Origin of the sequence: Roseicella sp. DB1501 (assembly GCF_013112485.1) — a bacterium.
In the GTDB taxonomy this organism is placed as follows: domain Bacteria; phylum Pseudomonadota; class Alphaproteobacteria; order Acetobacterales; family Acetobacteraceae; genus Paracraurococcus.
On sequence record NZ_JABFHG010000014.1, the window covers coordinates 1 to 19,104 of the forward strand.

Below are 19,104 nucleotides of genomic sequence, written 5' to 3' on the forward strand. Positions count from 1 at the left end.
GCCTGCCGGCCGTGCGCCGCGCCATTATGGCGCGGCTGCTCGCTGAGCTTGTCCCACCGATCTGCTGTCCGCATTGCCGACGCCGGTTCCGACCGCCACCAGATCGAATACTGCCCAGGTAGTGCTAATGCAGAAGCGCGACGGCCGTAACGCCCGGACCGGTGACGATATTCGGGCAGGCGCGACAGCTGGCGGGCCGCGGCCGGGGCGGATACCCGGCGGGGCGGTTTTGTTCTAACCCTGGCCTCGGCGGGATGGGCCGGGATCAGGGCGGCACGGCGGCAGCGGTTCCCTCAATCAGCGCTATGGTGACTGCGGGATTTCGCTTCAGGATTATGGAGCCGGAGGGGATGCAGATGGCGCGGCGGGGCAGGAGAGGGGCGGGGTGGCGCATGCCGGCCGTCCTGGTGGCGGTCGGGTGGCTGCCGGCCGCCTGCTCCGTGCCGCCGGAGCTCGACCCGGTGGCCATCTACGACCGGATCTCCGGCGCCGACGATGCCAAGCGGCTGCCGCCGCCTGGCATGGACCGGCCTTCGCCGAATCTCGCCAGCATCCCGCCGCGGCCCGAGCGGCCCTCACCAGAGTTTCGCCAGGCGGTGACGGATTCGCTGGAGAAGGACCGGGCGCAATCGCGCGACCCCCTGGTGCTGCGGGGCGAGCAGGCCCGCGGGGCCGGCGGCCTCGCGCCGGGCAACCCACCGATGCCCGCCGCCCCGCCGCCCCGCCCTTCGCTCGCCGCGGCGCCGCGCATCCCCTGGACCGAGAGCCCGGCGGCGCCCCAGGCGACACCCGGTTCGGCGCGCCCGACCGCCCCGCCCGCCGCGCCGAGCCTGCCCGCGGTGCCCGATGCTGCCCCGGCCCCGCCGCCGCCCGAACTGCTCGGCCCGCCGCCGCGGCCGCGATGAGCGCCGGGCGGCGGGCCGGTCCCGGATCGCGGTTTTTTGCCCCGCGCACGCCGAAACGCTGACAGTCCAGCGCAATCGGCTCTATACCGGCGGGCCGCGCCGGACCAGGGCGCGGGTCAAGCACACGGATCCAAGTCGATGACCGAGGAATTCCACCGCATCCGCCGCCTGCCTCCCTATGTCTTCGCCGAGGTCAATGCGGCGAAGGCCAAGGCGCGCGCAGCGGCAGAGGACATCGTGGATCTCGGCATGGGCAATCCCGACAGCCCGACGCCGCCGCATATCGTCGCCAAGCTGGTCGAGGCGGTGCAGGACCCGCGGACGCATCGCTACTCCATGTCGAAGGGCATCCCCGGGCTGCGCAAGGCGCTGGCCGGCTACTATGCCCGCCGCTTCGGCGTGAAGCTCGACCCAGAGACGGAGGTGGTGGCGACCCTCGGCTCGAAGGAGGGGCTGGCCAACCTCGCCCAGGCCATCTCCTCGCCGGGCGACACCATCCTGGTGCCGAATCCCAGCTATCCGATCCACCAGTTCGGCTTCATCATCGCCGGCGCCACCGCCCGCAGCCTGCCCTGCACGCCGGATGACGAGATGCTGGAGGCGATCGACCGCGCGGTGCGGCATTCGGTGCCGAAACCGACCGCGGTGATCGTCAACTTCCCCTCGAACCCGACGGCGCATCTCGCCTCGATCGAGTTCTACCGGGACCTGGTGGCGCTCTGCCGCCGGCACGAGCTCTTCATCCTTTCCGACCTCGCCTATGCCGAACTCTATTTCGGCAGCGTGCCGCCGCCCTCGGTGCTGCAGGTCGAGGGGGCGAAGGACATCACCGTCGAGTTCACCTCGATGTCCAAGACCTACAACATGCCGGGCTGGCGCATGGGCTTCGCCGCCGGCAATCCGCGGCTGATCGCGGCGCTGGCGCGGGTGAAGAGCTATCTCGACTACGGCGCCTTCACGCCGATCCAGGTCGCGGCGGCGGCGGCGCTGAACGGGCCGCAGGACACAGTCGCCGAGATGCGGGTGCTGTACCGGGAACGCCGCGACCTGCTGGTGAAGGGCCTGAAGGCCGCGGGGTGGGAGGTGCCCTCGCCGGAGGGCTCGATGTTCCTCTGGGCGCCGATCCCGGAGCGCTTCCGGCATCTCGGCAGCGTCGAATTCTCGAAGCTGCTGCTGGCGCGCGCCAAGGTGGCGGTCGCCCCGGGCCTCGGCTTCGGCGAGCACGGCGACGGCCATGTCCGCATCGCCCTCGTCGAGAACAATCAGCGCATCCGCCAGGCGTTGCGCGGCATCCGGACCTTCCTGCAGGGCGACAACCTGGCGCCGCCGCTGCAGGGCGAAGCCGCCGAGCCGGCGCTGAAGGAAGCGGTGCAGGCATGAGCCGGCCGCTCTCCGTCGCCGTCGCCGGCCTCGGGACGGTCGGCGCCGGCGTCCTCAAGCTGCTCTCGGAGAATGCCGAGATTGTCGCCGCGCGAGCCGGCCGGCCGGTGGTGGTGAAGGCGGTCTCGGCCCGCGACCGCACGCGCGACCGCGGCGTGCCGGTCTCGACGCTGCGCTGGTACGACGACCCGGTCGCGCTCGCCGCCGACCCGTCGACGGATGTGGTGGTCGAGCTCATCGGCGGCAGCGAGGGGCCGGCGCGGGCGCTGGTCGAGGCGGCGCTCGCCGCCGGCAAGCCGGTCGTCACTGCCAACAAGGCGCTGCTCGCGGTGCATGGCGCAGCAATCGCCGAGAAGGCGGAGGCGAAATCCGTCCCGCTCGCCTTCGAGGCGGCGGTCGCGGGCGGGATCCCGGCCATCAAGGCGCTGCGGGAGGGCCTCGCCGCCAACCGCATCCGGCGCGTCGCCGGCATCCTCAACGGCACCTGCAACTACATCCTGACCGTGATGCGCGAGCACAAGCGCGAATTCGCCGAGGTGCTCGCGGAGGCGCAGAAGCTCGGCTATGCCGAGGCCGACCCGTCCTTCGACATCGACGGCGTCGATGCCGCGCACAAGCTGGCGATCCTGGCCGCGCTCGCCTTCGGCCGGCCGGTGGATTTCGCCGCCGTGCATGTCGAGGGCATCCGCGAGGTCAGCGCCCTCGACATCGCCCTCGCCGAGGAACTCGGCTACCGCATCAAGCTGCTCGGCCTCGCGGCGCGGACCGCGGCCGGTATCTCCGCCCGGGTGCATCCCTGCATGGTGCCGGCCTCGGCACCGATCGCCCGGGTTGACGGGGTCTTCAACGCCGTGGTGGCGGAGGGCGACCATGTCGGCCGCGTGATGCTCGAGGGGCGCGGCGCCGGGGCCGGACCGACGGCGAGCGCCGTGGTCGCCGACCTGATCGACCTGGCGCGGGGGCGGGTGACGCCGGTCTGGGGGGCCGCGGCCGGCGCCCTGGCGGCGGCGCCTTCCGTGCCGATGGATCGGCATGTCGGCGCCTACTACCTGCGGCTGATGGTGCTCGATCGGCCCGGAGTGATCGCCGATGTCACCGGCATTCTGCGCGACCAGGCGATCAGCCTCGAGGCCATGCTGCAGCGCGGCCGCGCGCCGGGCGAGGCGGTGCCGGTGGTGCTGACCACGCATGATTGCGAGGAGGCGCAGATGCGCCGGGCGCTCGCCCGGATCGCGGCGCTCGACGCAGTGCTCGAGACGCCGGCGCTGATCCGCATCGAGCCTCTTTGATCCAGCGGCCCGGTCTTTTGACCGGCCCGAGGCCCCGAACGGGGCCCGCCGCAAGTGCCGCGAAGACGCAGGCAAACCGAAGGTTTGCGCCTGGCGCCAGGGGGACGCTGGAAGGGCGGCTGTTGATGAGGCACCATCAACGGCCGCCAGTATAATCCCCAGTATGATCCCCCCGGCCTGGCTTCCGCTTCCGGCCCGGGGCGGCTGCGTGTAGTCTGGGCCGAAGCATACGGAGGCTCACATGGCGGAGTACGATGCGGCAACTCTCCTCGTTGACCGCAACCTTGCGCTCGAACTGGTCCGCGTCACGGAGGCGGCGGCCCTCGCCGCGTCCCGCTGGATCGGCCGCGGCGACAAGAACGCCGCCGACGGGGCCGCGGTCGACGCCATGCGGAAGGCCTTCGACACGGTCGCCATCAGCGGCACCGTGGTGATCGGCGAGGGCGAGATGGACGAGGCGCCGATGCTCTACATCGGCGAGAAGATCGGCCTCGGCGGCCCCGAGGTCGATATCGCGGTCGATCCGCTCGAGGGCACCTCCATCACCGCCAAGGGCGGCCCGAACGCCATCGCCACGGTGGCGCTCGCCGAGCGCGGCGGCTTCCTGCACGCGCCGGACATCTACATGGACAAGATCGCCATCGGCCCGGACCTGCCGGAGGGCTTGGTGCATCTCGACGCGAAGCCGGAGGAGAACCTGCGCGAGCTGGCGCGGGCCAAGAAGTGCAGCATCGGCGACCTCATGGTCTGCACGCTCGACCGCGACCGGCACAAGGACATGATCGCCGCCTGCCGCAAGGCCGGGGCGCGCATCATGCTGCTCGGCGACGGCGACGTCGCCGGCGTCATCGCCGTCTCGCAGCCCGGCACCGGCGTCGACATCTACATGGGCTCCGGCGGCGCGCCCGAGGGCGTGCTGGCGGCGGCGGCGCTGCGCTGCATCGGCGGCCAGATGCAGGGCCGCCTGCTCTTCGAGAATGACGAGCAGGTCACGCGCGCGCGCGAGATGGGCGTGACCGATCCGAAGCGCATCTACGGCATCTACGAGATGGCGCGCGGCAACGTCATGTTCGCCGCGACCGGCGTGACCGGCGGGCCGATGCTGCACGGGGTCCGCCGCAGCGCGACCAGCGCGACGACGCATTCCATCGTCATGCGCAGCAAGTCCGGCACGGTGCGCTATGTCGAGGCGCATCACAACTTCGCCCTCAAGCCAGCCGCCTTCGTCTCTTGATCCGGCCGCGTCCGGGCCGGGCCTGATGGACACGCTGGCCCGCCCCGAGGCGGTGCTCGGCATCGCCCGGAGCGTCACCGGGCGGCGCTGGGTCTGGCGGGAGACGGATGATCGGCTGGGCCTGGCGATCGCGCAGCGGGCCGAGCTGCCGGAGCTCGTCGGCCGGCTGCTCGCGGCGCGGGGCATCGGGCTCGAGGCGGTGCCCGACTTCCTGGAGCCGACGCTGCGCGCCCTGCTGCCCAATCCCTCCGTCCTGCGCGATATGGACGTGGCGGCGGCGCGGCTGGCGAGCGCGGTGCGCGAGAGCGAGACGGTCGCGGTCTTCGGCGATTACGACGTGGACGGCGCCTGCGCCGGCGCGCTGATGGTGCGGGCGCTGCGGCAGCTTGGCTGCACGGTCAGCCACTACGTCCCGCACCGGCTGAACGAGGGCTACGGGCCGAATGCCGCGGCGATCCGCAGCCTCTGCGACCGCGGCGCGACGCTGATCGTCTGCGTCGACTGCGGCATCGCCGCGCATGAGGCGCTGGAGGCCGCGCGCGGGCTCGCCGATGTGGTGGTGCTCGACCACCACAAATCCGAGGGGCCGGTGCCGAGCGTCGCGGCCGCGGTGAATCCGAACCGGCTCGACTGCACCTCCGGCCTGCGGCATCTCTGCGCCGCCGCGGTCGCCTTCCTCGCCTGCGTCGCCCTGCATCGGGCGCTGCGCCGGGAAGGTGTGTTCCAGCGCCGGCCGGAGCCGCCGCTGCTCGAGCTGCTCGACCTCGTCGCGCTGGCGACGGTGTGCGACGTCATGCCGCTCACCGGGGTGAACCGCGCCCTGGTCGCGCAGGGGCTGAAGGTGATGGCGAAGCGGCGCCATGCCGGCGTCGCGGCGCTGCTCGAAATCGGCCAGGTGCGCGACCAGCCATCCGCGCATTCCCTCGGCTTCGTGCTCGGCCCGCGCATCAATGCTGCCGGCCGGATCGACGAGCCCGATCTCGGTCTGCGGCTGCTGCTCTGCGAAGATCCGGTCGAGGCGCGCGCCATGGCCGAGCGGCTCGACGTGGTGAACCGCCGGCGGCAGGAGGTCGAGGCCGAGGTGCTGGGCGCGGCCTTCGCCGCGGCCGAGGCGCAGCATGCCGCCGGCCATCCCGTGCTGCTGCTCAGCGGCGAGGGCTGGCATCCCGGCGTGGTCGGCATCGTCGCCGGGCGGGTGAAGGAGCGGTTCAACCGCCCGGCTTGCGTCGCCGGGCTGAGCGGGGGCATTGCGAAGGGGTCCGGCCGCTCCGTCCCGGGGCTCGACCTGGGGGCGGCGGTGATCGCGGCGCGGCAATCCGGCCTGCTCGATTCGGGTGGCGGCCATGCCATGGCGGCCGGCTTCGCGCTACGCGAGGAGCGCCTGCCGGCGCTGCACGCCTTCCTCGACGAGCGGCTCTCCCGCGCCGGCGAGTTGCCGGGCGCGGCGGATCTGATGATCGAGGCCTCGGTCACCGTGCCGGCGGCGACGTCCGCGCTGGCCTTGCAGGTCGAGCGCTTGGCGCCCTTCGGGGCGGGCAATGAGGAGCCGATCTTCGCACTGCCGCGGGTGCGGGTGGTGCGCGCCGACCGCGTCGGCAAGGAGGGGAATACGGTGCGCGCCTTCCTCGAGGGCGAGGGCGGTGGGAGGCTGAAGGCGATCTGCTTCCGCGCCAAGGACGGCCCCCTGGCCGAGGCGCTGCTGGGCCGTTCCGGGACGCCGCTGCATCTCTGCGGCCAGCTCCGCGCCGAGCGGTGGAACGACGAGACCAGCGCCTGCCTGCATGTGGTCGATGCGGCGCCGGCGACATCAGGCTATTGACCGGGCGGCCCGCGCCGACTACCTCGCACCCCTCGGTCCCCATCGTCTAGAGGCCTAGGACACCAGCCTTTCACGTTGGTAACACGGGTTCGAATCCCGTTGGGGACGCCACTGCTTTTCTCTCACCCTGTTCAGCACGCCGATCCGATCGGGATGCACCCTTCATTGCAATAATCCACGATGGAACTGCGACGCCTCGGCCCTGCCGCTGGCGCGGCACGAACGCGCCCGTCAGAGCCGTCGTTGCCCATTGTCCTGCCGAGGCTTTGCCTCGGCAGCTGTGACGTCCTCGGGCAGCAGGGACTCCATGGGGCCCAGGAAGCCGCGAAGCGGATTCATGGAGAGCTAATGCTGCCAGGCGAGCCGTTGCCCACTCGCCACCGGCCGCCGGCGCGGCCCGCCTTCGCCCAACAGCCAGGGGGCGCGGCGGCGCACGATCCAGGCGAAGACGATCGGCAGGGTGAGACCGAAGACCAGATGCAGCGGCACGATCCAGCCGCGCGCCCGCAGCACCGCCTCCGGATCGGGCCAGCGGGTCGCCGCGCCGACCAGCATGCTGACGCCGCTGAAGACCAGGATGTGCATCGGGAAGATGGTGCGGCTCTCCCGCGACAGCAGACGCAGGCCGCGGCTCGCCGGCAGCAGGATGGAGAGGCCGATGATGCCGGCCGTGCCCAGCACCGAGCCGAGCAGGTAGAGCAGCGGGTTGCCGAAGCGCAGTTCGTTGATGTTGACGAAGCCGTTGACCTTGGCGATCGCCGCGGTCGCCAGAAGGCCGAGCAGCGACAGGATCGCCAGCGAGGCCCTATGGGTGCCGCTGTCGTGGCCCGCGGCGGGCAGCCTGCGCGGCGGGCCGAATTGCAGGCCGCCAAGGAAGAACATCGAGGCGACCACCGCGCTGTCGGCGCTCCATGGCAGCCGGAAGGGCAGGGGCGACAGCAGGATCACGGCGACGCCGGCGATCGTGGCGATCATCAGCGCCCGCATCCGGCCGACCAGCTTCACCAGGAGCAGCGAGCCGCAGGCGGCGACGAAGAGGGCCGGGAAGAACCAGAGCACGCTGTTCACCGGCATCCACTCGGCGACGCCATAGGCGACGCTGGCCATTTCCCGCAGCAGGCTTTGCCAGTGCGGCGGCGCGCCGCGATGCAGCGCGACCAGCTCGATGCAGGCGAGGCTCATGAGGCCGAAGACGGCAAAGGGAATCAGCAGGCTGTGCGCGTAGCGATGCACCTGCCGCGGCCAGGGCGCGCTGGCCGCGGCGGCGGCCGTCACGCCGGCGAGGAAGAAGAAGAGCGGCATGTGGAAGGCGTAGAGAAGGTCGCGCACATAGCCCGGTGCCACCGCATGACCGAGCACGACGAGCAGGATCCCGATCCCCCGCGCATTGTCGAGCCAGGAGACTCTCTCCCGCGACGCCACGCGAGCCGCCGCTGCCCGGCCGCCTGCCATGTGAGAACGTCTCATGCCGGGCGGCTCATGCGAATCATGACGGGTGACGTTGCGGGATTCGGCCATCCAGTGGTCTCCGGGAGAGGGCGATGGGTTGCAGGACGGGCAAGGTGCATGTCGGGCGCGTTTGATGCGCAGCGCCTTTGGCTCATGCGCGACGGGAGCGGATGCGGCCTTGCGATCCGCGCCGAATACTCGCGCAAGGACATGACAGGATCGTGCAGCGAGTCAATCGACCGCAGTCATGCCGCCTGGATGCATGCCGGCAATTGAGCCGCCTGTTGTCGCGTTGCGTGCTGGAGATAATTGCGCGTCAGCGACAGCGATGTGCCGACATGGCGACACGATGTCGATGCAGACGCCGCGTCACGATGAACCGCCCAAGCAGAGAAGCGTCGGCGACGCTGCCAAGACGTGGCACTGTCATGTCTGACGGTTCATGGTGGTGCGATGCGCAGCCGCCGCATGATGAATGTCGGCTCGTAAGATGAGACGGTGATCGACGCTGCCCATGTTTCGCATCCACGATTCAGGCATTCTTCAGGCAATGGTCGCACTACCTGCGCGCGGTGACGTCGCGGGTTGCCTGTTTGGCGCGATGATGCTTTATACGGTCACGAGACGCGTCGACGATCGTCTCGCCAATCCAGGCCCGCATCCGGGCGTGCCGTCACCGGTCGGAATTGCAGACGCGTCGCGCTGACGCGGTGCTGCGCTTCGCCGTTGGAGAGGAGGTGCAACCGTTGAATCGTCGCCATGCAGCATCCGCAATGCGTCGATCTGCACGCTGTGTCGCAAGCAATGCGGCAAAGTTGTGGCAAAATCGCATCGTGACGCGTGGCGCGGTGCTTGGTTTCACCACGCTTGCGGCTGCCTGCGCGCAGCAACAGGGCCCGATGCCGACCGTCGTCGCCGCGCAGAGCGTCGAGACGGCGCCGGATGCGGCGGAGACGCCGCGCGAGGCCGAGGCGAAGCCGGTGACGATGCGCACAGCGGCGGTGCGGCCTGTCGGCAGGGCGCAGCTTGGCAAGGCGTCCTATTACGGCCCGGAATTCGCGGGCCGCACCATGGCCAATGGCCGCCGCTTCGATCCGCGTTCCAATACGGTGGCGCATCGCACCCTGCCGCTCGGCACGAAGGTGCTGGTGCGCAACCTCGACAATGGCCGGGTGACGACGGCGACGGTGGAGGATCGCGGTCCCTACATCCGCGGCCGCATCATCGATGTCAGCCCGCTTCTCGCGGAGCGGCTCGGCATGTTGCGCGAGGGCGTGGTCCCGGTTGAAGTCCTGCCGCTCGAGGTAGCCGAGGCGCCGTAACTCCGACGGTTCCATCGTCGGTCGGGGCGCGTCTCAACCTTTCGGATCGGATGGCCTGAGCATCGCTCAGCGCTGAATGCCGTCTGGCGGACGCCTCATGCCGTCCGGGCGCGGCCCCTCCCATCCAAGTACATATTCTAAGTTTTGATTGAGAACCGATGCGCTCGCCGCGCTTGGGTATTTGCGAGCCATGTCTTGCATGTGCATCGGCTAACGAAAATGATCAACGGATTGGTCACTCTTTGAAGTGCAAAATCGACCTAAATAGCGTTTGCTGTTCCTGGCCGGGTGGCTAACCAGCCGGCCAACGCGCTGCGTGGCGGCGCGCAAATGGGACCCTTCGCCGACGAGGCGGTGGTATACCCGATCATGGGGGAGAAGGTGCGGCATGCGGCGAAGGGTGCCGCCGGGCTTTGCCCGGCATGGGCGTGGGACGAGGTCCGAAGCGGCGGCGCCCCCGGCCTGAGCGGATGATCAGCATGGCCATTGCGAATACGTCGGACCCGCTGCTCGAAGCGGCGCTGCATAGTTTCATCAGCGGGATTGGCGAACGGGCGAGCCTCGAAGAGTTGGCTCGGTTGCGCATCCGTGCGCCTCTGCAGCTCCGGCGGGTGTCGCGGCCGGTCCGCGGTTGCTCGCTCGAGATTCGCACGCCCTCCGGCAGCCCGCTCGGCTGGTTGCCGCGCGAGGATGAGGGGGCGCTCGAAGCGCTGGGCATCGATCCCGATACGGCGACGGTCCGGGTGGCGGCCATCGTGCCGGCCTTCCAGCGGCCGCGGGTGCGCATCGAAATCCTCCTCCCGGCCCTGGTCGGCGAAGTCGCACCCGCCGCCTGAGGTTGGCCCGCCCCGCGGCCGGGGCTGGCCAGCCCCAACCATCGCGCTATCACGGACCCCTTGCCCTGGGGGAGCGCAGGACGGATGACGATCACGCGGCTGGCCGAGGAAGGGCGCCTCTCGGGCGCGGTGGTGCATGGCGGGCTCGTCTGGCTGGCCGGCCAGGTGGCCGATGACGCCGATCTCGATGCCGAGGGGCAGACCGCCGACATCCTGGCGCAGATCGATGCGCTGCTGGCCGCTGCCGGGACTTCCAAGCGCCACTTGCTCAGCGTGACCATCGTCCTCGCCGATATCGCGGATGCGCCGGCCATGAACCGGGCCTGGAACCGCTGGCTCGACCCGGCGGCCAAGCCGGCGCGCATGACCATTCAGGCTGCGTTGGTCGATCCCGCCTGGAAGCTCGAGATCACCGGCGTCGCCGCCCTGCCGGCGGGTCAGGCCCCGGGCTGACGCAAGCGCCCCGGCATCGCCGGCGCAGGGGCTAGCTTCCGCCGCAATTCGCGGCGATCACTGAGGTGGGATCGGGCCAGCGGATGCCGCTGCCCGGCAGGAGGATGCAGGATCGATGACCGACGCGGAACGGGCCGCTTTCTGGCGCGGCAAGCGCGTCCTGGTGACAGGCGGGGCCGGGTTCCTCGGCAGCGCGCTGTGCCACAGCCTCGCCGCCCTGGGGGCGCGGGTCACCGCCATCGACGCCATGATGGAGGAGGGCGGCGCCAACATCGCCAATCTCGAGGGCGCCTCTGTCCTGCTGGTGCGCGGCGATATCCGCGAGGTCGAATTGCATTCGCTCTGCCACGAGGTGGACGTGCTGTTCAACATGGCGGCGCAGACCAGCCATATGGGCGGGCAGCGCGATCCGGTGGCGGATATCGCCATCAACGCCGTCGCCCAGGTCCGGCTGATCCAGGTGATGCGCGAGACGGCGCCGCAGGCCACCGTGGTGCATGCCTCGACCCGGCAGTTCTACGGCAAGCCGCTCCGCCTGCCGGTCAATGAGCTGCATCCGGTGCAGCCGCCGGATGCGAACGGGGTCTCCAAATTCGCCGGCGAGCAGTATTGGCTGCTGGAGCAGCGCGTGCACGGTCGGCCGGTCGTCTCGCTGCGCCTGACCAATTGCTACGGCCCGCGCCTGCGCATCCGCGACGCCAAGCAAACGTTCCTCGGCATCTGGTTGCGCCGGGTGCTCGAGGGCGAGGGCTTCGAGGTCTGGGGCGGCGAGCAGCTGCGCGACCTGACCTATGTCGACGACGTGGTGCGCGCCTTCCTGCTGGCCGCCGAGACCGCGCCGCGGCCGGAGGTGGCCGGCCGGGTCTTCAACCTCGGCGGCTCCCCGCCCGCCTCCCTGATCGAGCTCGCCGACCGCCTCATTGCGGCGAATGGCGGTCAGGGGCAGTATGTGGTGAAGAGCTTCCCGGCCGATCGTGCGCCCATCGACATCGGCAGCTACCATGCCGATGACCGGGCCTTTCGCGCCGCCACGGGCTGGACGCCGAGGATCGGCCTCGACGAGGGCCTGGCGCGGTCGCTGGAATGGTATCGCGCGCGCCTGGCCGATTACACCTGACGGCATCCGGGACTTTCGATGACCGACGCATCCGCCATGATGATTCCGCAGGCCGCGCCCGGCGCCGGCTACCTGGCGCAGCGGGAGGCGATCGACGCCGCCGTCCAGCGCGCCCTGGCCTCCGGCTGGTACATCCTCGGCCGCGAGGGCGAGGCCTTCGAGCGGGAATTCGCCGCCTGGCTCGGCGCCACGCGCGCCGTCGGCTGCGCCAACGGCACCGATGCCCTGGCGCTGATTCTGCGCGGCCTCGGCATCGGGGCCGGCTGCACCGTCGCCACCGTCTCCCACACCGCGGTCGCGACCGTCGCCGCCATCGAGATGGCGGGCGCGACGCCGCTGCTGCTCGATATCGACCCCGACACCTACACCATGGATGCCGAAGAGCTGGCCGCGGTGGTCGATGACCCGCCGCCCGGCCTGCCGCCGATCCGCGCCGCGATCGCCGTGCATCTCTACGGCCAAGCCTGCGACCTCGACCCGATGCTGGAGGCCTGTGGCGAGGCCGGGGTGGCGCTGATCGAGGATTGCGCGCAGTGCCACGGCGCCACGCTGCACGGCCGCAAGCTCGGCACCTTCGGCGCCGCCGCGGCCTTCTCGCTCTATCCCACGAAGAATCTCGGCGCCCTCGGCGACGGCGGCGTGCTGGCAACGGATGACGTGGCACTGGCCGACCGCATCGCCGCCATCCGGCAATATGGCTGGGAGGAGCGTTACGTCTCCTCCATGGCCGGGGTGAACAGCCGCCTCGACGAGATCCAGGCCGCCATCCTCCGGGTCAAGCTGCCGGCGCTCGATGCCGGCAATGCGCGGCGTCGGGCGATCGCCGATGCCTATGACGCGGCGCTCGCCGGCGGACTGCTGGCGCCGCCGCAGCGCCGGGCCGATGCCGAGCACGTCTTCCATCAGTACGTGCTGCGCAGCCCGCATCGCGCCGACCTCATGGCGCGCCTGCGCGCGGCGGGCATCGGGACCGGCATCCATTACCCGGTGCCGGTGCATCTGCAGCCAGCCTACCGGCATCGGCTGGCGCTCGGCCCGGCCGGCTGCACCGAGACGGCGAGCGCCGCCGGCGAGGTGTTCAGCCTGCCGATCTATCCCGAGCTGACCGATGCCGAGGTGGAGCGGATCTGCGCGGCGCTGCGCGACCTCGGGTGCTGAGCGCCGCCGGTCATGCGCCGGCATAGCGCGGTGCCGGCTGGCCGGCATAGTCATGCGCGCCCACATGCGTCAGCCGCCCGGCGGTATCGAGCCAGACCTTGCCGCCGATCGCCCGCCAGCGCTGGCAGAAGGTGAAGTCCTCGCTGAGATAGGTGCCGGTCTCGCGGTCGATGACGCTCTCGAAGAGCGCGTGCAGCTCCGGCCGCGGCCGCGCGCCGGGGGCGAAGGCATGGATGGCGCGGTAGCGCGTCTCGGGATAGGCGGCGATCATGCGCTCGATCGCCGCGCGGCGGATCAGCATGAAGCCGGTGCCGGCATACTCCGCAGTGACGAAATCGCCGTCGCGCTCCGCCGCCGCGCCCGCTGCCGGGGTGCCGACATAGAGCAGCGGCGCGGTCTCCGGCGCCTCGCCGGCATCGAGGCGAGCGCGGGCGGCGGCGTCCCAGCGGATCGCCTTGATCGGGTAGAGGCCGGCGACGAGGTCCTTCCCCGCCGCCAGCATGCGGCCGAGCTGCTCCGGCTCGAAGGCGATGTCGGCATCGACGAAGAGCAGATGCGTCGCCTCCGGCATGTCGAGGAAGCGCCCGAGCAGGGTGTTGCGGCTGCGGGTGATGAGCGAATCATGGCCCAGCATCTCGAGGCCAAGGCCGATCCCCTGCAGGGCCGCATAGCGCATCAGGCGGATCACCGAGAGCATGTAGTCCTGGTGCACCATCGCCCCGAAGCAGGGCGTCGCCACCACGACATTCGCCTTCGCCTGCTGCATCCGCCCGCTCCCGTCGCCGACCGGCCTCCGGGCCTTCGCAGGGTGCCAGGGCCCGGGCCGCCATGCGGCAGCCCCCCATCCCTTACGCCCGGCTTCCTTTCGATATCGCTAGCGGCGGCGCCCTTTCAGCGGCTGACGAGGGAGACCGCGCGGGTGGTCAGCGGCCCCTCGGCTGGACGGTCGGGCGCCTCGATCCATACCTTCGGCTTGCCATAGCCGGTTGGGCCGAAGGGCGAGCAGAAGGCCACCTCCGCGGCATCGCGGCCGACGCCGATCCGCACCAGCCCGTCCGCCGCCGATTTGCGGGTCGGGTCGAAGAGGAACCAGCTTCCGCCCTCCGGGCCCTCCAGCCAGGCTTCCAGCACGGCGTGGAAATCGGGCGGCGAGAGCCGCCAGGCATAGGCGCTGACGAAGCGTGCCGGGATGCCGAGGGCGCGGCAGAAGGCGATGCCGAGATGCGCGAAGTCGCGGCAGATGCCCTGGCGCTGCAGCAGTGTGTCGCGGGCCGAGGTCTGCTCGTCGCTGCTGCCCGGCACGTAGTCGAGATGGTCGTGCAGCCAGTTGCAGATGGCGGTGACGCGCTCATGGCCCCGCGGCAGGCCGCCGAACTCCTTCTCGGCGAATTGTCGCAGCAGGTCGGCCTCGACATAGCGGCTGGGATAGAGATGCGTCAGCGCCTCAAGCGGCAGGCGCCCGGCCGGGACCTCCCGCACCTCCGCCGGGTCGATGGCGGCCGGCCGCAAGGTGACGCTGGCCTCGTAGCGCAGGGTCAGCTTGCCCCGGCCGGCGCAGAGGCGGAAATAGCGGTTGCCGCTCTCCGGCATGTCGAAGCGCTCGAGCGGCAGCTCCGGCGAGAGGACGAGCCGTTCCGTCTCGATCTCCTGGCCGGGCCGGCGCTGCGCCTCGATGTTGAAGACGAAGGGCGTGTCGTCCGCCTCGACCTCGTAGTCGAGCTCGCATCCCAGCCTGTAGCGCATGGTCCTGTCCTCTCGGCGTGCCGTCCTGGCCGGCCGCTCATCTCGTCGCGATCACGCGGCTACAGCGGCTTGCGTTCAGTACTGAACGCAAGCCGCTGTGATTCCTTGTTTTCAAAGCAGATTTAGGCGTCCGGGCGTTCACGCCCTCCCGCGATCCGCTCTAACCCCGGCGATGCCGGTGGGTTGCCGCATGACTGGTGCCGAAATTGCGCAGTTTGCTGCCGGAGCCGCGGGTGTTGCACGCCGGCTGCCCAGATCGTTGCCGCGCTGCCTGCTTCGGCGGCATTCGGTTGCCGAAACCCGGCCGTCACGCCCGATTTCGGCCCAACGGTCAATCTTGCCCCCTGGCGCCCCGGCACTTCGCAGATGCACCATGCGGCATGCCGGACATCACGCCCGACCCCCTGCAGGAACTCCTCGCCCGGTTGCGCGAGGCCCGCGACGCGGCGGCCCAGGACCCCTTCGGCGATCCCGTCCTGCTGATCGCCCTGGCGATCAGCCGGCGGATCGACGACGGGCCCCTCGACCTCGACGGCCTGGCCGCCCTGGTGCAGCGGCTCTCCGACGGGGCGGCGGCGGAGCGGGCGCGGCGCCTCGCCGCCTATGTCGGCCTCCCGGCCGGTCCGGCCTCCCTGGCCGAACTGGCCGAGCGCCTCGTCCGGCCGGATCCCGAGGACAGCCCGATCCCCTTCGCCCGCTACAGGGCGCTGGTCGAGACGCCGCGCTTCGCCGCCGTCTTCACCGCCCACCCGACCTTCTCCCTGCCGCCCGAGACGGGCGCCGCGCTGGCGCAGGCGGCGAGCGGCGCGACCCTGCCCGAGGGCCTCGTGCACCGGCCCTCGCCGCCGACCCTCGGCGAGGAGTTCCGCCAGGCCGCGGCGGCGATCGAGCGCGGCCGCGATGCGCTGGACGGCCTCGCCGCGGCGCTGCTGACCGCCGCCAAGAGCGTCTGGGGCGACCGCTGGACGACCCTCGTGCCGCGCGCCGTGCTGCTCGCCTCCTGGGTCGGCTACGACACGGATGGACGCACCGATATCGGCTGGTGGGACACGCTGCGGCTGCGCCTGACCATGAAGCGCCTGCAGCTCGAGCGGCTGCAGGCGCAGCTCGCCGGGCTTGGGGACTGCGCGGCGCCGCTGCGGGCGCGGCTCGGCGGCGCGCTCGAGGCGGTCCGGACGCAGATCGCGGCGGTGCCGGAGCGGCCGGAGCCGGAGGCGGTGGAACGCCTCTCGGCGGCGATGGTCGGGCTGCGCGAGGCGGCGTTGACCGGCACCGCCCCGCTGCTCGAGCTCTTCCCCCAGGCGATCGCCGCGGCGCCGGACGATGCGGCGAGGCTCGCCCTCGCCGTCGCCCGCAGCGGCCTCGCCGCGCATGGCCTGTCGCTCGCCCATACCCATACGCGGCTCAACGCCGCGCAGGTGCACAATGCCGTCCGCCAGCGCCTCGGCTTCGCCGCCTCGCCGGACGACATGGCGCAGCGCCGCGGCCTGCTCGCCGCCATCAACACCGCCCTCGGCGAGGTCGCGGCGCAGCCGGTCGATTTCGGCGCGCTGCTCGCCGAGCAGGCCTCGGCGGCGCGGCTGATGCTGATCTGCGCCCAGATCGCCAAGCATGTCGACGGCTCGGCGCCGATCCGCTTCCTCATCGCCGAGACCGAGACCGGCTACACGCTGCTCGCCGCGCTCTGGCTGGCGCGGCGCTTCGGCGTCGACCATGCGGTGGAGCTCTCGCCGCTCTTCGAGACGGCGGAGGCGCTCGACCGCGGCGAGCGGGTGCTGGAAGAGGCGCTGCGCAGCCCGCATTTCCGCGACTACATCCGGCAGCACGGCCGGCTCTGCCTGCAATTCGGCTATTCGGATTCCGGCCGCTACATCGGCCAGCTCGCCGGCAGCTACCTGGCCGAGCGGCTGAAGCTCCGCCTGGTCGAGCTGCTGCGCCGGCACAAGCTCGACGGCATCGAGGTGGTGCTGTTCGACACGCATGGCGAGAGCGTCGGCCGTGGCGGCCATCCCGACAGCCTGGCCGACCGGCTCGCCTATCTCTCGCCGCCGCAGGCGCGCGCCGCGCTCGACCGCGCCGGGCTGAAGCTGCGCGAGGAGACCGCCTTCCAGGGCGGCGACGGCTATCTGCTCTTCGGAACGCCGCAGCTCGCCGCCGCGACCGTCGCCGGCATCGCCGCGCATGCCTTCACCCCGATCGGCCCGGTGGACGACCCGGTCTATGCCGAGGCGGATTACGTCGCCGATTTCTTCGCCACCGTCCGGCGGGAGATGCAGGCCCTGGTCGCCGATCCCGGCTATGCGGCGCTGCTCGGCGCCTTCGGCCCGGGGCTGCTCGACCGCACCGGCTCGCGCCCGGCGGTGCGGCAGAGCGACGGGCTGGGCGGGCCGATCCGCATCAGCCATCCCTCGCAGCTCCGCGCCATCCCGAACAACGCCATCCTGCAGCAGCTCGGCTGGATGGCGAATTCCATCCATGGCCTCGGCATCGCCGCCGCCGCCAATCCTGACGCCTTCGCCGATCTGCGCGCGCGCTCGCCGCGCTTCAAGCGCGCCCTCGCTTTGGCGGCGCGGGCCGCCGCCTGTTCCGATCTCGGCGTGCTGCGGGCGGTGGTGGACACGCTCGATCCCGGCCCCTGGCTCGACCGCGCCGGCTTCACCCGGCGGGAGGGGCGGCGGGCGGCGCTGCTCGGCATCGCCCAGGCAGTGGAGCGCCTCGACCTCGACGCGCCGACGCGTCGGCTGTTCCGCCGGCTGCAGGCGGACCACCTCGCCCTGCAGGCGGCCTGGCCCGACCTGCCGGTGATGCCGGACCGGCTGGTGCTGCTGCATGCGCTGCGCCTCGCCCTGCTGCACCGCATCTGGCTGCTCGCGGTCGAGTTGCCGGAGTTCAGCCCGCGCCACGGCGCGACGCGGGAATCGCTCGTCATCCGCATCCTGCAACTGGATATCGAGCCGGTGCTGAAGCTGCTGGAGGAGATCTTCCCGGCCGCGCCGGGGGCGGTGGTCGGGCTCGACTTCCACGAGCCGGCGCCGCCGCGCGAGGGGCTGAGCTATGCCCGCGAGCATGCCGAGATCTTCCGCCCCATGGCGCGCCTGTTCGCCCTGGTCCGCGGCTGCGGCGCCGCCATCACCCATGAGGTCGGCGCCTTCGGTTGAGGGGAGGTTCCCCGCCGGCTTGCCGCTGCCGCCGGGATCGCCGCACTCTCGCGGCGAAGGGGAGGTGGGGCCGGCCAGGCCGCCGCGCCCAGGGAGGATTTCGGCCATGTCGGCTCTGCTCTTCACGCCCTACCGGCTGCGGGACCTGACGCTCGCCAACCGCATCGTGGTCTCGCCCATGGCGCAGTATTCCGCCGATGCCGAGGGGCGGGCGACGGCCTGGCACCTGATGCATCTCGGCAACCTCGCCGTCTCCGGCGCCGGGCTGGTGATCATGGAGGCGACGGCGGTGGAGCCGCGCGGCCGGGTCTCCACCCGCTGCCTCGGCCTCTGGGACGATGCCCAGGCCGAGGCGCTGCGCCCGGTGGTGGCGTTCTGCCGCGCGCATGGCGCCGCGGCGCTCGGCATCCAGCTCGCCCATGCCGGGCGCAAGGGCTCGGTGGAGCGCCCCTGGGAGGGCAATGCGACGGTGCCGGAGGGGGCAGGGGGCTGGCAGCCCGTCTCCTCCTGCGACCTCGCCTATCCCGGCCGGCCGCAGCCGCATGCCCTCTCCACCGGGGAGATGGCGGCGATCAAGGCGGCGTTCGTCGCCTCCACCCGGCGTGCGGCCGAGCTCGGCTTCGACCTCGTCGAGCTGCATGCGGCGCATGGCTACCTGCTGAACAGCTTCCTCTCGCCGCTCGCCAACCATCGCACCGACCACTATGGCGGCGACCTCGCCAACCGCATGCGCTGGCCGCTCGAGATCCTGGCGGCGATGCGCGAGGCCTGGCCGGCGGAGCGGCCGCTCGGGGTGCGGATCTCGGCGACCGACTGGGTCGAGGGCGGCTGGACGCCGGAGGACAGCGTCATCTTCGCCGAGATCGCGCGGGAGCTGGGCTGCGACTACGTCACCGCCTCCTCCGGCGGCGTCAGCCCCGACCAGCGCATCACGCTCGGCCCTGGCTACCAGCTGCCCTTCGCCCGGCGCATCCGGTACGAGGCCGGCATCCCGGCCATGGCGGTCGGCCTGATGCATGATCCCGCGCTGGCGGAGCGGGCGCTGCAACAGGGCTCGGCCGATCTCATCGCCCTCGGCCGCGGCATGCTGTGGGAGCCGCGCTGGGCCTGGCACGCCGCCGAGGCGCTCGGCGCCGCCGCGCCCTTCCCGCCGCAATACGCCCGCAGCCATCCCTCGATGCGCTTCGGCGATCCCGGCCGGCCTTTTTTGGAGCGGGGCGCGCGGGGCTGACTGCCGGCTG

The 19,104-nt window shown here is 71.6% G+C and carries 17 protein-coding genes and 1 tRNA gene; 15 read left to right on the plus strand and 3 right to left on the minus strand.

Translation table 11 applies throughout. The annotated features are described in order from the left end of the window. The first annotated feature begins 392 nt into the window (after positions 1-392). The 6 genes from HJG45_RS22860 (at position 393) to HJG45_RS22885 (ending at position 6,738) form a co-directional block, all read left to right on the plus strand. Positions 393-905, plus strand: coding sequence for a hypothetical protein (locus HJG45_RS22860; RefSeq protein ID WP_171615447.1), 513 nt, complete (start codon positions 393-395; stop codon positions 903-905). Between the two features lie 138 nt (positions 906-1,043). Further along, on the plus strand, positions 1,044-2,285 hold the full coding sequence (locus tag HJG45_RS22865; protein WP_171615449.1) for an LL-diaminopimelate aminotransferase: 1,242 nt from the start codon (positions 1,044-1,046) through the stop codon (positions 2,283-2,285). Continuing rightward, complete coding sequence (locus HJG45_RS22870; RefSeq protein ID WP_171615451.1) at positions 2,282-3,574, plus strand: homoserine dehydrogenase; 1,293 nt, start codon at positions 2,282-2,284, stop codon at positions 3,572-3,574. Before HJG45_RS22865 ends, HJG45_RS22870 begins: the two co-directional genes overlap by 4 nt. A 241-nt stretch (positions 3,575-3,815) precedes the next feature. Beyond that, positions 3,816-4,808: a class II fructose-bisphosphatase gene (glpX, locus tag HJG45_RS22875; protein WP_171615453.1), complete on the plus strand. Its 993-nt coding sequence runs from the start codon at positions 3,816-3,818 to the stop codon at positions 4,806-4,808. Positions 4,809-4,833: 25 nt separating this feature from the next. Continuing rightward, positions 4,834-6,627, plus strand: a complete 1,794-nt coding sequence (gene recJ / locus HJG45_RS22880; protein WP_171615455.1) for a single-stranded-DNA-specific exonuclease RecJ — start codon at positions 4,834-4,836, stop codon at positions 6,625-6,627. 35 nt (positions 6,628-6,662) lie between these two features. Next, positions 6,663-6,738 (plus strand) — tRNA-Glu (locus tag HJG45_RS22885). Positions 6,739-6,972: 234 nt separating this feature from the next. On the opposite strand, the gene HJG45_RS22890 is transcribed toward HJG45_RS22885, so the two are convergent. Next, positions 6,973-8,049, minus strand: a complete 1,077-nt coding sequence (locus HJG45_RS22890) for an acyltransferase family protein (protein WP_171615457.1) — start codon at positions 8,047-8,049, stop codon at positions 6,973-6,975. A 144-nt stretch (positions 8,050-8,193) separates the two neighbouring features. Between HJG45_RS22890 and HJG45_RS22895 the strand changes: the two genes are divergently transcribed. The 7 genes from HJG45_RS22895 to HJG45_RS22925 all read left to right on the plus strand — a co-directional run bounded on the left by HJG45_RS22895 (position 8,194) and on the right by HJG45_RS22925 (position 12,962). Then, the gene (locus HJG45_RS22895) at positions 8,194-8,352 is read left to right on the plus strand and encodes a hypothetical protein (RefSeq protein WP_171615459.1); all 159 of its coding nucleotides are present in this window, start codon (positions 8,194-8,196) and stop codon (positions 8,350-8,352) included. Positions 8,353-8,590: 238 nt separating this feature from the next. Continuing rightward, on the plus strand, positions 8,591-8,782 hold the full coding sequence (locus HJG45_RS22900; RefSeq protein WP_171615461.1) for a hypothetical protein: 192 nt from the start codon (positions 8,591-8,593) through the stop codon (positions 8,780-8,782). Positions 8,783-8,975: 193 nt separating this feature from the next. After that, on the plus strand, positions 8,976-9,398 hold the full coding sequence (locus HJG45_RS22905) for a septal ring lytic transglycosylase RlpA family protein (RefSeq protein WP_217363016.1): 423 nt from the start codon (positions 8,976-8,978) through the stop codon (positions 9,396-9,398). 479 nt (positions 9,399-9,877) lie between these two features. Then, the gene (locus tag HJG45_RS22910) at positions 9,878-10,234 is read left to right on the plus strand and encodes a hypothetical protein (protein WP_171615463.1); all 357 of its coding nucleotides are present in this window, start codon (positions 9,878-9,880) and stop codon (positions 10,232-10,234) included. Between the two features lie 84 nt (positions 10,235-10,318). Beyond that, positions 10,319-10,687, plus strand: coding sequence for a RidA family protein (locus HJG45_RS22915; RefSeq protein ID WP_171615465.1), 369 nt, complete (start codon positions 10,319-10,321; stop codon positions 10,685-10,687). A 115-nt stretch (positions 10,688-10,802) separates the two neighbouring features. Next, on the plus strand, positions 10,803-11,804 hold the full coding sequence (locus HJG45_RS22920; RefSeq protein ID WP_171615467.1) for an NAD(P)-dependent oxidoreductase: 1,002 nt from the start codon (positions 10,803-10,805) through the stop codon (positions 11,802-11,804). An 18-nt stretch (positions 11,805-11,822) separates the two neighbouring features. Further along, on the plus strand, positions 11,823-12,962 hold the full coding sequence (locus HJG45_RS22925; RefSeq protein WP_254452728.1) for a DegT/DnrJ/EryC1/StrS aminotransferase family protein: 1,140 nt from the start codon (positions 11,823-11,825) through the stop codon (positions 12,960-12,962). Positions 12,963-12,972: 10 nt separating this feature from the next. Here the strand turns inward: HJG45_RS22925 and HJG45_RS22930 are convergent, their stop codons facing one another. After that, positions 12,973-13,728, minus strand: a complete 756-nt coding sequence (locus HJG45_RS22930) for a hypothetical protein (RefSeq protein ID WP_171615469.1) — start codon at positions 13,726-13,728, stop codon at positions 12,973-12,975. Between the two features lie 125 nt (positions 13,729-13,853). Beyond that, a complete protein-coding gene (locus HJG45_RS22935) occupies positions 13,854-14,705 on the minus strand; it encodes a transglutaminase family protein (RefSeq protein WP_171615471.1) in 852 nt (283 codons plus the stop codon). 380 nt (positions 14,706-15,085) lie between these two features. Here HJG45_RS22935 and HJG45_RS22940 point away from each other — a divergent pair, with 380 nt between their 5' ends. Beyond that, complete coding sequence (locus HJG45_RS22940; protein ID WP_171615473.1) at positions 15,086-17,863, plus strand: phosphoenolpyruvate carboxylase; 2,778 nt, start codon at positions 15,086-15,088, stop codon at positions 17,861-17,863. Positions 17,864-17,969: 106 nt separating this feature from the next. Beyond that, on the plus strand, positions 17,970-19,094 hold the full coding sequence (locus tag HJG45_RS22945) for an NADH:flavin oxidoreductase/NADH oxidase (protein WP_171615475.1): 1,125 nt from the start codon (positions 17,970-17,972) through the stop codon (positions 19,092-19,094). Positions 19,095-19,104 lie beyond the last annotated feature (10 nt).